Here is a 13104-nt window from a genome sequence, read left to right as displayed (position 1 = left end):
CGGCGCGGCGCTGCCGCCGCGGGTGCGGCAGGCGCTGCAGGCGGAGCAGTTCCGCGCCGAGCTGCTGGTGGCGGGCGTGCAGCTGCTGCTGGCCGCGGGGCTGGCGCTGGGCGTGGCGGCCACGCCGCCGGACTTCGCGCCCGATGCGCCGGTGCAGGCCGTGCCGCTGGGCCTGAGCCTGTTCGCGCTGCTGGTGCTGCTGCGCCTCTACGCCGCCTGGACCGGCCAGCTCGGCCCCGCGCTGCTGGCTGCCGGCGTGGTGGCGGAGATGGCGGTGCTCATCGGCACGCTGGCGCTGCTGCACCTGCAGTACGAGCAGCCGCCGCAGTTCGCGCTCAAGGGCCCGGCCTTCGTCTACGTCTTCGTGCTGATCGGGCTGCGCGCGCTGCGCTTCGAGCCGCTGTGGGTGGCGGTGTCGGGGGGCACGGCGCTGCTGGGTTGGGTCGCGCTGCTGGGCTGGTCGCTGTGGCGCGCGCCTTCCAATCCGCTGACCTGGGACTACGTCACCGCGCTGCGCTCCTTCCAGATCCACTTCGGCGCCGAGGCGCAGCGGCTGCTGGCGCTGGCCCTGTTCACCGCCACGCTGACGCTGGCCCTGGCCCGCGCGCGCTCGCTGCTGCGGCGGGCGCTGGCGCAGCAGCACGCGGTGGCGGACCTGTCCCTCTTCTTCGACGCCGCGGTGGCGCGGCGCATCACGGCCTCGGAGGCGGCGCTGAGCGCGGGGCAGGGCGAGCGGCGCCAGGTGGCGATCCTGTTCCTGGACCTGCGCGGCTTCACGCCGGCCGCCGCCCGCCTGGGCCCGGAGGGCGTGATCGCGCTGCTGGGCGAATACCAGCGCCTGGTGGTGCCCATCGTGCGGCGCCATGGCGGCAGCATCGACAAGTACCTGGGCGACGGCATCCTGGCCAGCTTCGGCGCCGTGGCGCCCGACGCCGTCTACGCCGCGCGGGCGCTGCGCGCGGTGGACGAGATCGTGCGGGCGGTGGACGGCTGGCGCGCGGCGCGCACCCGGGCCGGTCTGGCGGCGCCGGACGTGGGCGCGGGGCTGGCCACGGGCGAGGTGGTGTTCGGCATCGTCGGCGACGGCCGGCACCTGGAATACACCGTCATCGGCGACGCGGTGAACCTCGCGGCCAAGCTGGAGAAGCACAACAAGGCGCAGGGCACGCGGGCGCTGGCCACGCAACAGGCCTACGAGCAGGCGCGCGCGCAGGGCTACGAAGGCGAGAAGGCGCTGTGCGGGCAGGTGGGCGTGGTAGGCGCCGCAGAGCTGATGAATCTGGCGGTCTTGGCCGGCCGGCCGGGGCAGTGAAGCTGAACTGGGCCCAGAAATGGGAAAAGCCGGCACATGGCCGGCTTTTCTTTTTGGTGCCCAGGAGAGGACTCGAACCTCCACGGAGTTACCCGCTAGTACCTGAAACTAGTGCGTCTACCAATTCCGCCACCTGGGCAGGTGTTCGTCTCAGAAGCTGCGCAGTTTAAAGCATTTTCAGCAGCTGTCAAGCGTTTCTATCGTTTTTTTCTCAGGCAACTGCTTTTTCGAAGCCGGTGGCCTCGTCCAGGCGCCCGCGGTAGAGCGCGGCGACCAGGTCCGACTGCGTGACCATGCCGACCAGGCGGTACTCGGCGTCGACGATGGGGATGTGGTGCAGCCCCAGGTCCGACAGCAGCGGCACGAGCTCGACGATGTGCGTGTCCGCGGTGGCCGTGTGCACGCCGGTGGTCATGATCTGGCCCACCACCTCGGGCTTGGTGCCGTGCACCAGGCCGTCGGGTCGCAGGAAGTCGCGCAGCTGGCGCGCCCAGCCCTCATGGCGGTCCAGCCCCGCGTGCTTCATGAAGTCCACCAGCGTGACGATGCCGATCACGCGCCGGGCGCGGTCGATCACCGGCAGCGCCTTGACGCGGTGGCGCCGCAGCAGGTTCCAGGCCTCCTGCAGCGGCGTGCCGAACTCCAGCGTCACCACGTCGCGCGACATGATGTCGCCGCAGCGGATCACGCCGAAGCGGCGCCGGTAGGCCTCCATCTCGGCCTGGTGCAGCAGGCTTTCCAGGTCTTCGCGGTCCACGTCCAGCACCTGGCCGTAGCGGTGCAGCACGGCGTCCAGGTCCTCGTGCGTGAAGCCCAGGCGCTGGTTGGGCGCGGGGTCCTTGGTGCCGTGGCTCACCGCCGGCGCGACGCGGTGCGGGTAGTCGCGGCCGGTGGCCCGGTTGTAGAGCACCGCCGCCACCAGCATCAGCGCCGTGTTCACCCCCACCGGCGCCAGCACGAAGTGAAAGCCCTGGGCGTGCAGGGCCGGGCCGCCCAGCACCGCGGTGAGCGCAATGGCCCCGCCCGGGGGATGCAGGCAGCGCAGCGCGAACATGGCCAGCAGCGCCAGCCCCAGGGCCAGCGCGGCGCCGAGCGGCGTGTTGCCCAGCGCCAGCGCGCAAGCCATGCCGACCGTGGCCGAGACCATGTTGCCGCCCAGCACCGACCAGGGCTGGGCCAGCGGGCTGGCCGGCAGCGCGAACAGCAGCACGGCCGAGGCGCCCATCGGCGCGATGAGCGCGGGCTGGCCGGCGTTCAGCAGCGAGCGCGCCAGCAAGGCCGTCATCAGGATGCCGGCCAGCCCACCGCCGGCGGCGCGCAACCGTTCCGTGAATGCCACGTCCATGCGCGGCGGCAGCAGGTGTTTCAGACGCGAGGCCAACAGCATCAAGCGCAAGGATGAGAAGAGGGAAAGGGCGGGAGTCTGGGCGCTGGCGGCTAGACCCACCGCCCGTAGGGGCTCCAAGGTCGGGGCAAGTGCCCACGCCTTGGTTCAGACCGCGCTCATGGCCGAGCCTTGCGGGAAGACCCGCAGCCCGTGCCGAAAGGCGGCCCGGCCGGGTGAAACCTTCATCTGCACCGCCGGAGTGAAGATGAGCGAGAAGCCTCTCGCGCACTTTCACTCCCGCAGTGGAAATCTGCGGGCGGCCCGGCCGGGCCTGGGTACGGCGCGGCGTCAGGCCGCGTCCAGCGCCTCCAGCGGGCCGAAGAACTCCCAGCGCAGCCGCTCGGGGTGCACGCCCAGGGCCAGCGCGTGCTTGCGCACGCTCTGCATGAACGGCTTCGGGCCCAGGAAGTACAGGTCCACGTCGCGGTCGGCGGGCAGGTGCTGCGCCAGCACCTCGGGCGTGAGGCGGCCCACGCCGTGCGGCTTGTCGCCTGCGCGCGGCTCGTCGTACAGGAAGAAGGCCTGCACGTTGGGATGCTGCGTCGCCAGCGCCTGCACGCGCTCGCGGAAGGCATGCACGCCGCCATGGCGCGCGGCATGCAGGAAGTGGATGGGCCGGCCGGTGTCGGCCAGGGTCTCCAGCATGCTCATCGCCGGCGTGATGCCCACGCCGCCCGTGATCAGCAGCAGCGGCCGGTGGGACTCCTCCTCGTCCAGGGTGAAGTCGCCCGCGGGCTGCAGCACCTGCAGCTCGGTGCCGACCTGGGCATGGTCGTGCAGCCAGTTCGAGACCTTGCCGCCGGGCTCGCGCTTGACGCTGATGCGCCAGTTGTCCTGGCCCGGCGCGCCGGACAGCGAGTAGTTGCGCCGCGTGGGCTGGCCGTCGATGTCCAGCAGCAGCGTCAGGTACTGGCCGGGGCGGTACGCGGGCAGCGTGCCGCCGTCGGCCGGCGCCAGGTAGAAGGAGGTGATCAGCTCGCTCTCCACCTCGCGGCGCACGACGCGGAAGGTGCGCGCGCCGCGCCAGCCGCCGGGGCGTCCGGCGTTCTCGGCGTAGACCTGCTCCTCGGCGTCGATCAGCACCTTGGCCAGCAGGCCGTAGGCCTCGCCCCAGGCGTTGATGACCTCGTCGGTGGCCGCCGCGCCCAGCACCTCGCGGATGGCGCGCAGCAGGTACTCGCCGACGATGGGGTAGTGCTGCGGCTGCACGCCCAGCGCCACGTGCTTGTGGATGATGCGCGGCAGCTCGCCGGCCAGCTCCTGCAGCCGGTCGATGTTGGCGGCGTAGGCCAGCACCGCATGCGCCAGCGCGCGCGGCTGCGAGCCGTGGGCCTGGTGCGCCTCGTTGAAGAAAGCCTTCACCTCCGGCCGCTCGCGGAACATCAGCGGATAGAAGTGACGGGTGATCGCCTCGCCGTGCTGCTGCAGCACGGGAACGGTGGCCTTCACGATCTCGATCGTCTTGGGCGACAGCATGTCGGGTTCTCCTGGACTTGGATGGCTTGCCTGATATCAAGACTCGGGCCAGCCCTACGGGACGCGCCAAGTGCTTGATTCAGAACAAGTCGAGTGGGGCTGTTGTCGTCTTGACCACGATATGTGGTAGTCAAACGGACAACAATGTGGTCATGGAAACCTCAGAGCATCAGGTGGCGCCGGAAGCCGGGCACTACGCGGAGCTGCTGTCCGCGGTACGGGGCATGGCGCATGCCGACGCCGCGGCGCTGCTGCGGCTGGACGGCGAGGTGCTGGTGCCGGTGGCGGTGCAGGGGCTGAGCGAGGAGGCGCTGGGGCGGCGCTTTCTTGTCGAGGCGCATCCGCGGCTGGCGTTGCTGCTGCGCAGCCCGCAGGGCCGGCGGCTGCCGGCGGATTGCGCGCTGCCCGATCCCTATGACGGTCTGGTGGCGCACCAGCCCGAGATCCTGCCGGTGCACGACTGCATGGGCGCGCCGCTGGCGCTGCACGGGCGTCCCTGGGGCCTGCTGACGCTGGACGCGCTGCAGCCCGGGCGCTTCGAGGCCGTGCAGGAGCAGCTGCCGGCCCTGGCGCGCCTGGTGGAGCAGGGTGTCGCGGCGGCGCACACCATTCGCGAGCTGGCCGACCGTGCCGAGCGCGAGCACGAACTGGCGCGCGAGCTGCAGACCGGGGCGCAGCCGCCGCGCGAGCTGCTGGGGCGCAGCCCGGCCATGCAGCGGCTGCGGCGCGAGATCGACACCGTCGCACCCACGGAGCTGACGGTGCTGATCCTGGGCGAGACCGGCGTGGGCAAGGAGCTGGTGGCGCAACGGCTGCACGCGCGATCGCTGCGCCGGGAACGGGCGCTGGTGCAGGTGAACTGCGCGGCGCTGCCCGAGAGCCTGGCGGACAGCGAGCTGTTCGGCCATCGCCGCGGCGCCTTCACCGGCGCCACGCAGGCCCGAGCCGGGCGTTTCCAGCTGGCCGACGGCGGCACGCTGTTCCTGGACGAGGTGGGCGAGCTGTCGCTGCCGGTGCAGGCCAAGCTGCTGCGCGTGCTGCAGAGCGGCGAGGTGCAGCGCCCGGGCAGCGACGAGCTCATCCACGTGGACGTGCGCGTGATCGCGGCCACCAACCGCGACCTGGCGGCCGAGGTCGCGGCCGGGCGCTTCCGGGCCGACCTCTACCACCGCTTGTCGGTGTACCCGCTGCATGTGCCGCCGCTGCGCCAGCGCGGGCGCGACGTGCTGGCGCTGGCCGAGGGTTTCATGGAGGAGAACCAGCACCGCCTGGGCGCGCGCAACCTGCGCCTGTCGCCGGCGAGCAAGGCGCTGCTGCTGCAGCAGCCCTGGCCGGGCAATGTGCGCGAGCTGGAGCACCTGGTCAGCCGCGCCGCGCTGCGGGCGCGCGCCGAGCCGGGCAAGGGACGCTGGATCGCCGTCGAGCCGCGGCACCTGCTGGGTGAGGCGGCCACGCCGTCACGCGCCGGGACCTCCCACTTGCCGGTGGGGGCTGCAGGCGCGAGCGTCGCGGTGCCTGAAGCCCCGTCCGGCGAGGCAGTGGAAGGCGGGCTCACCCTGCGCGAGGCCACCGAGCGCTTCCAGCGCGAGTGGATCAGGGCGGTGCTGGCGCGCCATGGCGGCTCGCTGGCGGCCGCGGCGCGCGAGGCGGGCATGGACCGCAGCAATTTCCACCGGCTGGCGCGGCGACTCGGCCTGGCCGCCGAGCGCCGGCGCGGGCTTGGCTAAGCTCGCGCGGATGGGCAAAGAACACAGCATCCGACAGGGCGCGCAGGGACCGCGCGAGCGCTGGACCCTGGACGCGGGCAGCGCCGACGTGGCGCGGCTGGACATTCCGGCCGACGCGCTGCGCGAACGTCACTTCGAGCTGGACTGCCGCTTCGCCGTGCGCCGGCGCGCGGACGCGGCCGAGGCCTGGCACGAGCTGCGCGTGTCGGTGGACGGCGCGCTGCGCTGGTCGCGCCGCGTGGACAGCGCCGAAGGCAGCGACTCGCTGGATTACCGCTTCAGCCTGCGGCTGCCGCCGGGGCGCCCGCTGCGGCTGCTGGCCACCACCGCCGTGCAGGGCGTGCAGCGCGTGTCGCTGGTGCTGGACGCGGTGGAGGAGTGAGCAGGCTGCGCGGGGTGGCCGCTCGGCTCAGCCGGGCTTGAGCTTGCGGTAGATGGCCAGGATCTGGTCGTTGACGCTGGACCAGTCGAGCCGCAGCAGCCCGGCGATCTCCTTGATCGTGAAGCCCTTGCTCAGGAAGGTGAGGACTTCGTTTTCGCGGGGCGTGAGCTGTGGCGGCTCATTGGGCCAGGCCGGTGGCCGGCTCGGCCCCGCGGCGAACGCGCCGGCGCGGAAATGCGACAGCAGCCGCCGCGCGATGGCCGGCGACAGCGGCGGCTGGCCGCGCACCGTGCGCTGCAGCGCCTCCACCAGCAGCTCGAAGCGGTCTTCCTTGAACAGGTAGCCGTCGGCGCCGCGTTGCAGCGCGGGAAAGAGGTGCTCGTCGTCGGCGTACAGCGTGGTCACGAGGCACAGCGCCGGCTGGCCGGCCAGCTCGGCCAGCAGCTCCAGCGCCTGGCCGTCGGGCAGCTCCAGGTCGATGAGCACCAGCCGGAAAGGATCGGGGCCGGCCTGTGCGATCTGGCGCCGCGCGCCCTGCGTGTCGCCGGCCTCGGTGATGCTGATCGCATCGCTGAAGCTCTCGCGCACGACGCGGCCCAGGAAGCCGCGCGCGACCGGGTTGCCTTCCAGGATCAGGACCTTGACGGTCATGGCAGCGTGTCCTCCCAAGCGATGCCGCGGTGCCGGCCGTGCGGGTTCGGGCATGAACAAAATGCGGCCGGTGTGATATTGAAATTATCCTCACACCCGCTAACCTTGCGCCGGCTTCGGCCGGCTGCGCCCGCCCCGGGCGGCCTCATCAGGCCCGCCGAGGCCCCAACCCAGAAAGCATCAATGCGCATCCTGATCGCCAATGACGATGGCTATCTCGCGCCTGGACTGGCCGCCCTGGTGGCAGCCATGCAGGACCTCGGCGAGATCGACGTGATCGCCCCCGAGCAGAACGCCAGCGGCACCTCCAACTCGCTGAGCCTGCACCGCCCGCTGTCGGTGTTCAAGGCCGGTAACGGCTTCAACGTCGTCAACGGCACGCCCTCGGACTGCGTGCACGTGGCACTCACCGGGCTGCTGCCGCAGCGGCCGGACCTGGTGCTCTCGGGCATCAACAACGGCGCCAACATGGGCGACGACACGCTGTACTCCGGCACGGTGGCCGCGGCGATGGAAGGCTACCTGTTCGGCATCCCGTCCATTGCCTTCTCGCAGACCGAGCGCGGCTGGCACCACCTGGAGAGCGCGGCCCGCGTGGCGCGCGCGGTCGTGGACGAGGTGCTGTGCCAGCCGCCGCCCACCGGGCCGTGGCTGCTCAACGTCAACATTCCCAACCATCCCGAGGCCGAACGGCTGCCGCGGATCGTGACGCGGCTGGGGCGGCGCCATGCCAGCGAGCCCGTGATCCGCCAGACCAATCCGCGCGGCGAGCCGATCTACTGGATCGGCCCCGCGGGCGACGCGCGCGAGGCGGGCGAGGGCACCGACTTCCACGCCACGGCCAGCGGCTGCGTGTCGATCACGCCGCTGCAGGTGGACCTGACCGCGCATGCCACGCTGCCGGCCTGGCGCGCGGCGCTGCAGCGCCTGTCATGAAGCCGCGGGCGCCGCGCTTCCCGATCGGCCTTGACCGGGTCGCCCCGGGCGCGCAGGCCCCGGGCGCCACGCAGCGCCCGCAACGCCCGGTGCAGGAAGCCGCCGCCGATGCGCGCCGGCACAGCGCGCCCAGCGGTCTGGGGCTGGACTCCGGGGCCGTGCGCGCGCGCATGGTGCAGCGCCTGCGCGCGCAGGGACTGCACTGCGAGCCGGTGCTGCAGGCGCTGGAGCAGGTGCCGCGCCACCATTTCGTCGACGCGGCGCTGGTGGTCCAGGCCTATGAGGACACGGCGCTGCCCATCGGCCATGGCCAGACGATTTCCAAGCCCTCGGTGGTGGCGCGCATGCTGGCGCTGTTGTTCGAGGGCCGCTCGGCGCAGCAGCGCGGCTCGCTGGGCCGCGTGCTGGAGATCGGCACGGGCAGCGGCTACCAGGCCGCGCTGCTGGGCGTGCTGGGCACGCAGGTCGTCTCGGTGGAGCGGCTGCGGCCGCTGCACGAGCGCGCGCGCACCCTGCTGCAGCCGCTGCGCCGCTCGAACCTGCGCCTGGTGTGGGGCGATGGGCGCCTCGGTCATGCGCCCAATGCCCCTTACGACACCGTGATTGCCGCCGCCGGCGGCGAGGCCCTGCCGCAGTCCTGGCTGGACCAGATGGCGCCCGGGGCGCGGCTGGTGGCGCCGCTGCATGCGGGTGAGAGCGGTGGCCAGGTGCTGATGGTCGTGGACCGTACCGAGACCGACTGGGTGCGTCGGGTCCACGAGGCCGTGCATTTCGTGCCCCTAAAATCGGGGCTTGGTTGAACGGAGGGTCGTTTTGTCGATGAGTTCGAATTCCTGGCGTAGCGCCTTGGCCGTGGCGGCTGGCGTGTCGACGGTGCTGATCGTCGGCTGTGCCTCGCCGACGCAACAGGCGCCCGTCGAGGACCGCCCGCGTACCGCCGTGCGCACGCCGACGCCATCCACGTCGATGCCGGCGCCGGTCCAGGTCGTGAAGCCGCTGCGCGGCATCGAGAACGCGGGCAAGCCTGGCTACTACACGATCCGCCCGGGTGACACCCTGATCCGCATCGGCCTGGAGCATGGGCAGAGCTGGCGCGACATCGCGCGCTGGAGCGGCATCGACAACCCCAATCTCATCGAAGTCGGCGAGGTCGTGCGCGTGGTGCCGCTGGGCGTGGACCCGATGGTCGTGGCCTCGCGCCCGGTGGCGAGCACCCGCGTGGAAAGCCGTCCGCTGGACGCCAAGCCCGCGCCGGTGGCCGCGGCCAGCGTGCCGTCCTCATCGTCTGCGCCGTCCGCTGCTTCCACGCCGTCTTCCGCTTCCGCGCCCGCGACGCCGGTCGCCGCCGCGGCTTCCGCCAGCGACACCGCCTCGGCGGCCGTGCCCAGCGCACCGGCTCGCGAAACGGCGGCACGCGACCCGGACGACAGCATCAACTGGATCTGGCCGGCGGGCGGCAACGTCACCGCAGCCTTTGACGACACGCGCAACAAGGGCATCACCATCGGCGGCAAGGCCGGCGACCCGGTGCTGGCCGCGGCCGATGGTCGCGTGGTCTATGCCGGCTCGGGCCTGCGCGGCTACGGCAACCTCGTGATCGTCAAGCACAACAACACGTACCTGACGGCCTACGCGCACAACCAGACGCTGCTGGTCAAGGAAGACCAGGTGGTGCGCCGCGGCCAGCGCATCGCCGAGATGGGCGCCAGCGACGCCAATCGGGTACAGCTGCATTTCGAGATCCGCAAGCAAGGCAAGCCGATCGATCCGACCCGGCTCCTACCGCCGCGCTGACGGCACCACTTCACCGGAGGACACCGATGACCAGGCGATACGACATGCGCGAGGGCTCGGGAGTGAATCCGGTGAACATCGCGCCGCTGGTGGCGGCGCTTGAAGACCTGGAAGCGCCGCCGGCCGCCGTGCCGGAAGAGCCGGCCGCGGAGCCCGCTGCGGATGCGGGCGCGGTACTGCCCGTGGGCGAATCCGATGTCGGCAACACCCTGCAGCTCTACCTGCGCGAGATTCGCCGCGCGCCGCTGCTGACGCCGGAACAGGAATACGCCACCGCGGTGCGCGCGCGCGCGGGCGACTTTGACGCCCGCCAGGCGATGATCGAGCGCAACCTGCGCCTCGTGGTGAGCATCGCCAAGAACTACATGGGCCGCGGCCTGCCCATGACCGACTTGATCGAAGAGGGCAACCTCGGGCTCATGCATGCCATCGGCAAGTTCGAGCCGGAGCGGGGATTTCGCTTCTCCACCTACGCTTCGTGGTGGATTCGCCAGAGCATCGAGCGCGCGATCATGCACCAGGCCCGGCTGGTGCGGCTGCCGGTGCATGTGGTGCGCGAGTTGAACCAGGTGCTCAAGATGCGCCGCGCGCTGGAGAGCGAGAACGGCGGCGCCAACGGGAATGGCGCCGAGCGCGGCGTCAGTGTCGAGCAGGTCGCCGCGGCGCTTGGCCGCTCGGCGCAGGATGTGGCGGCGCTGCTGCGCTTTGCCGAGCAGCCCACGTCGCTGGACGCGCCGTTGGAGCGCGACCAGGGCGAATCCATGCTCGACACCGTGGCGGACGACCAGGCGCTCGATCCGCTGGGCCAGACCCTGGTGCGCGAGGTCGAGCAGTTGCTGCGCACCGGCATTTCCGAACTCAACGAGCGCGAACGTGAGGTGCTGACCGGCCGCTACGGGCTGCACGACCGCGAGCCCGAGACGCTGGAGGTGCTGGCCGAGCGCATGGGGCTCACGCGCGAGCGCATCCGGCAGATCCAGCAGGAGGCGCTGGTCAAGCTGCGGCGGCGCATGGTGCGCCAGGGCGTTGATCGCGACTCGATCTTCTGACGGCTTCTTTGCGCCATCCGGCGCTTTGCACGCGCGGATTTGTTCCGTCCCGGGTGCTGTGCAAAGCCGCGCACGGCAGGGGCCTCATGGCCGGGCCGGATAATCCGCGCCCATGACGGTTGACAAGGAATGGCTGCGTGTCGAGTCGCTGGACCTCGATGCGCAAGGCGTGGCCCACAACGCCGAGGGGAAAGTCGTCTTCATCGAAGGAGCGCTGCCGGGCGAGCAGGTGCAGGTGCAGGTGTCGCGGCGCAAGAACAACTGGGAGCAGGGTGTTCTCGAAGCGTTGCGGCGCGAGAGTTCGCAGCGTGTGACGCCGGGCTGTCCGCACTTCGGACTGCATGCTGGCGCCTGTGGCGGCTGCAAGATGCAGCACCTGCATCCCGGCGCGCAGATCGCCATCAAGCAGCGCGTGCTGGAGGACAACCTGTGGCATTTGGGCAAGGTCAAGCCCGAGCGCATGCTGCGCCCGGTGGAAGGCCCGACCTGGGGCTATCGCTATCGCGCGCGGCTGTCAGTGCGCCATGTGGCGAAGAAGGGCACCGTGCTGGTGGGCTTTCACGAGCGCAAGTCCCGCTACGTGGCCGACATGCAGCGCTGCGAGGTGCTGCCGCCGCATGTGAGCGCGCTGCTGATGCCGCTGCGCGCGCTGATTGCGTCCATGGAGGCGCGTGACCGGCTGCCGCAGATCGAGGTCGCGATCGGCGAAGGGCCGCAGGGGTTGGTGACGGCGCTGGTGCTGCGTCATCTGGAGCCGCTGAGCACGGCCGACGCGGACCGCCTGCGTGCCTTTGCCGCCGAGCATGGCGTGCAGTGGTGGCTGCAACCCAAGGGTCCGGACACGGTGCACCTGCTCGACGAAAGCGGACCGGAGCTGGCCTACGCGCTGCCGGAGTTCGGTGTGGTCATGCCTTTCAAGCCCACCGACTTCACCCAGGTCAACCATCACATCAACACGGTGCTGGTGGGCCGGGCGCTGCGGCTGCTGGACGTGCAGCCCGGGGAGCGCGTCATCGACTGGTTCTGCGGGCTGGGCAATTTCACGCTGCCGCTGGCCACGCAGGCGCGCGAGGTGCTGGGCATCGAGGGCAGCGAGGCGCTGGTGCAGCGCTCGCGCGAGAACGCGCTGCGCAATGGCCTGGCGCACAAGGCCAGCTTCGCGGCCCGCAACCTGTTTGAACTTACTCCCGAGGACATCGTGACGTACGGGCCGGCGCGGCGCTGGCTGGTCGATCCGCCGCGCGAGGGCGCTTTTGCCTTGGCCAAGGCGCTGGCCGACCTGCACCAGTCGCCGCAGGACGCGCCGCAGGGCTGGGAGCCGCCGCAGCGCATCGTCTATGTGAGCTGCAACCCGGCCACGCTGGCGCGCGACGCCGGGCTGCTGGTGCACCAGGCCGGCTACCGCTGCACGGCTGCCGGCGCGGTCAACATGTTCCCGCACACGGCGCATGTGGAGAGCATGGCGGTGTTCGAGCGCGATCCGTTTGCGGTGCCGAAGGCGACCGAGGTCGATGCCGGTGCAGCGTCCTCCGCCTGAGGCGGCATGTACATGTGTCCATGAAAAAGGCCCCTCGCGGGGCCTTTTTGCTGGAAGCGGTATTCGAGTTATTCGCGGTCGCCGCCAAAGATGCCCAGCAGCGCCAGCAGGTTCTGGAAGATGTTGTACAGGTCCAGATAGATGGCCAGCGTGGCGGTGATGTAGTTGGTCTCGCCGCCGTCGATCACCCGCTTGATGTCATAGAGCATGAAGGCGGAGAACAGGCCGATGGCGATCACCGACAGCGTCATCATCAGTGCGCTGGACTGCACAAAGATGTTCACCAGCATTGCCACCAGCAGCAGGATCACGCCCACGAACAGGAACTTGCCCATGTTCGTGAGGTCGCGCTTGATGACGGTGGCCAGCGAGGCCACGGCCAGGAACACGCCGGCCGTGCCGCCGAAGGCCAGCATCACCAGCTGCGCGCCGTTGGAGAAGCCCAGCACCACGGCCAGCAGCCGCGACAGCATCAGGCCCATGAAGAAGGTGAAGGCCAGCAGCACGCCGACGCCGGCGGCGGAATCCTTGGTCTTCTCGATGGCGAACATCAGGCCGAAGGCACCGACCAGGAACACGACCAGACTCATGCCCGTGCCCATCGCGGCCACGATGCCGGTGCTCACGCCGACCCAGGCACCCAGGACCGTGGGCACCAGCGACAGCGCCAGCAGCCAGTAGGTGTTGCGCAGCACGCGGTTGCGCTGCTGCACGCTCAGCGAACCCGCCGTTCCCTGGCTGGAATAGACAGTCTGCAGGCGTTGGTCCATGTAAGAAGCCTCCAAAGATGATCAGGACGCGGATTCGATCCGCTTCAATGATTCTAGTTCCGCCCCTTGGGGGAGATTTACCG

General features: G+C 70.9%; 12 protein-coding genes and 1 tRNA gene. 8 read left to right on the top strand and 5 right to left on the bottom strand.

The window, feature by feature from the left end:
- The first annotated feature begins 22 nt into the window (after positions 1 to 22).
- The gene (locus tag HHL10_RS10570; RefSeq protein WP_169160333.1) at positions 23 to 1312 is read left to right on the top strand and encodes an adenylate/guanylate cyclase domain-containing protein; all 1290 of its coding nucleotides are present in this window, start codon (positions 23 to 25) and stop codon (positions 1310 to 1312) included.
- Positions 1313 to 1366: 54 nt separating this feature from the next.
- On the opposite strand, the gene HHL10_RS10565 is transcribed toward HHL10_RS10570, so the two are convergent.
- The 3 genes from HHL10_RS10565 to hmpA all read right to left on the bottom strand — a co-directional run bounded on the left by HHL10_RS10565 (position 1367) and on the right by hmpA (position 4175).
- Positions 1367 to 1451, bottom strand: a tRNA-Leu gene (locus HHL10_RS10565).
- Positions 1452 to 1523: 72 nt separating this feature from the next.
- Positions 1524 to 2657: an HPP family protein gene (locus tag HHL10_RS10560; RefSeq protein ID WP_235971294.1), complete on the bottom strand. Its 1134-nt coding sequence runs from the start codon at positions 2655 to 2657 to the stop codon at positions 1524 to 1526.
- Between the two features lie 330 nt (positions 2658 to 2987).
- On the bottom strand, positions 2988 to 4175 hold the full coding sequence (gene hmpA / locus HHL10_RS10555) for an NO-inducible flavohemoprotein (protein ID WP_169160331.1): 1188 nt from the start codon (positions 4173 to 4175) through the stop codon (positions 2988 to 2990).
- 152 nt (positions 4176 to 4327) lie between these two features.
- Here hmpA and norR point away from each other — a divergent pair, with 152 nt between their 5' ends.
- Positions 4328 to 5902, top strand: a complete 1575-nt coding sequence (gene norR, locus HHL10_RS10550) for a nitric oxide reductase transcriptional regulator NorR (RefSeq protein ID WP_169160330.1) — start codon at positions 4328 to 4330, stop codon at positions 5900 to 5902.
- A 10-nt stretch (positions 5903 to 5912) separates the two neighbouring features.
- Positions 5913 to 6284 (top strand): hypothetical protein, encoded by a 372-nt coding sequence (locus tag HHL10_RS10545; protein WP_169160329.1) that lies wholly within the window; start codon positions 5913 to 5915, stop codon positions 6282 to 6284.
- Positions 6285 to 6311: 27 nt separating this feature from the next.
- Here the strand turns inward: HHL10_RS10545 and HHL10_RS10540 are convergent, their stop codons facing one another.
- Positions 6312 to 6935: a response regulator gene (locus HHL10_RS10540; RefSeq protein ID WP_169160328.1), complete on the bottom strand. Its 624-nt coding sequence runs from the start codon at positions 6933 to 6935 to the stop codon at positions 6312 to 6314.
- 183 nt (positions 6936 to 7118) lie between these two features.
- Between HHL10_RS10540 and surE the strand changes: the two genes are divergently transcribed.
- The 5 genes from surE to rlmD all read left to right on the top strand — a co-directional run bounded on the left by surE (position 7119) and on the right by rlmD (position 12251).
- Complete coding sequence (gene surE, locus HHL10_RS10535) at positions 7119 to 7871, top strand: 5'/3'-nucleotidase SurE (RefSeq protein ID WP_169160327.1); 753 nt, start codon at positions 7119 to 7121, stop codon at positions 7869 to 7871.
- Positions 7868 to 8671 carry a protein-L-isoaspartate(D-aspartate) O-methyltransferase gene (locus tag HHL10_RS10530; protein ID WP_169160326.1) on the top strand — a complete coding sequence of 268 codons (804 nt, stop codon included), beginning with the start codon at positions 7868 to 7870 and terminating at the stop codon, positions 8669 to 8671. Before surE ends, HHL10_RS10530 begins: the two co-directional genes overlap by 4 nt.
- Before the next feature lie 19 nt (positions 8672 to 8690).
- Complete coding sequence (locus tag HHL10_RS10525; protein ID WP_169160325.1) at positions 8691 to 9665, top strand: peptidoglycan DD-metalloendopeptidase family protein; 975 nt, start codon at positions 8691 to 8693, stop codon at positions 9663 to 9665.
- A 26-nt stretch (positions 9666 to 9691) separates the two neighbouring features.
- Positions 9692 to 10714 (top strand): RNA polymerase sigma factor RpoS, encoded by a 1023-nt coding sequence (rpoS, locus tag HHL10_RS10520; protein ID WP_235971292.1) that lies wholly within the window; start codon positions 9692 to 9694, stop codon positions 10712 to 10714.
- A 112-nt stretch (positions 10715 to 10826) separates the two neighbouring features.
- Positions 10827 to 12251 carry a 23S rRNA (uracil(1939)-C(5))-methyltransferase RlmD gene (gene rlmD / locus HHL10_RS10515; RefSeq protein ID WP_169160324.1) on the top strand — a complete coding sequence of 475 codons (1425 nt, stop codon included), beginning with the start codon at positions 10827 to 10829 and terminating at the stop codon, positions 12249 to 12251.
- Positions 12252 to 12319: 68 nt separating this feature from the next.
- On the opposite strand, the gene HHL10_RS10510 is transcribed toward rlmD, so the two are convergent.
- On the bottom strand, positions 12320 to 13021 hold the full coding sequence (locus tag HHL10_RS10510) for a Bax inhibitor-1/YccA family protein (RefSeq protein ID WP_169160323.1): 702 nt from the start codon (positions 13019 to 13021) through the stop codon (positions 12320 to 12322).
- Between the last annotated feature and the right edge of the window lie 83 nt (positions 13022 to 13104).

Origin of the sequence: Azohydromonas caseinilytica (assembly GCF_012927045.1) — a bacterium.
Lineage (GTDB): Bacteria > Pseudomonadota > Gammaproteobacteria > Burkholderiales > Burkholderiaceae_C > Azohydromonas > Azohydromonas caseinilytica.
Note: the sequence above shows the minus strand (reverse complement) of the source record. Positions and strands in the feature narration are given on the sequence as shown.

Excerpts from the sequence above, each read along its gene's own strand:
- HHL10_RS10560 (WP_235971294.1), bottom strand. The coding sequence starts at position 2,657 with ATGGACGTGGCATTCACGGAACGGTTGCGCGCCGCCGGCGGTGGGCTG.
- hmpA (WP_169160331.1), bottom strand. The coding sequence starts at position 4,175 with ATGCTGTCGCCCAAGACGATCGAGATCGTGAAGGCCACCGTTCCCGTG.
- norR (WP_169160330.1), top strand. The coding sequence starts at position 4,328 with ATGGAAACCTCAGAGCATCAGGTGGCGCCGGAAGCCGGGCACTACGCG.
- HHL10_RS10545 (WP_169160329.1), top strand. The coding sequence starts at position 5,913 with ATGGGCAAAGAACACAGCATCCGACAGGGCGCGCAGGGACCGCGCGAG.
- HHL10_RS10540 (WP_169160328.1), bottom strand. The coding sequence starts at position 6,935 with ATGACCGTCAAGGTCCTGATCCTGGAAGGCAACCCGGTCGCGCGCGGC.
- surE (WP_169160327.1), top strand. The coding sequence starts at position 7,119 with ATGCGCATCCTGATCGCCAATGACGATGGCTATCTCGCGCCTGGACTG.
- HHL10_RS10530 (WP_169160326.1), top strand. The coding sequence starts at position 7,868 with ATGAAGCCGCGGGCGCCGCGCTTCCCGATCGGCCTTGACCGGGTCGCC.
- HHL10_RS10525 (WP_169160325.1), top strand. The coding sequence starts at position 8,691 with ATGAGTTCGAATTCCTGGCGTAGCGCCTTGGCCGTGGCGGCTGGCGTG.
- rpoS (WP_235971292.1), top strand. The coding sequence starts at position 9,692 with ATGACCAGGCGATACGACATGCGCGAGGGCTCGGGAGTGAATCCGGTG.
- rlmD (WP_169160324.1), top strand. The coding sequence starts at position 10,827 with ATGACGGTTGACAAGGAATGGCTGCGTGTCGAGTCGCTGGACCTCGAT.
- HHL10_RS10510 (WP_169160323.1), bottom strand. The coding sequence starts at position 13,021 with ATGGACCAACGCCTGCAGACTGTCTATTCCAGCCAGGGAACGGCGGGT.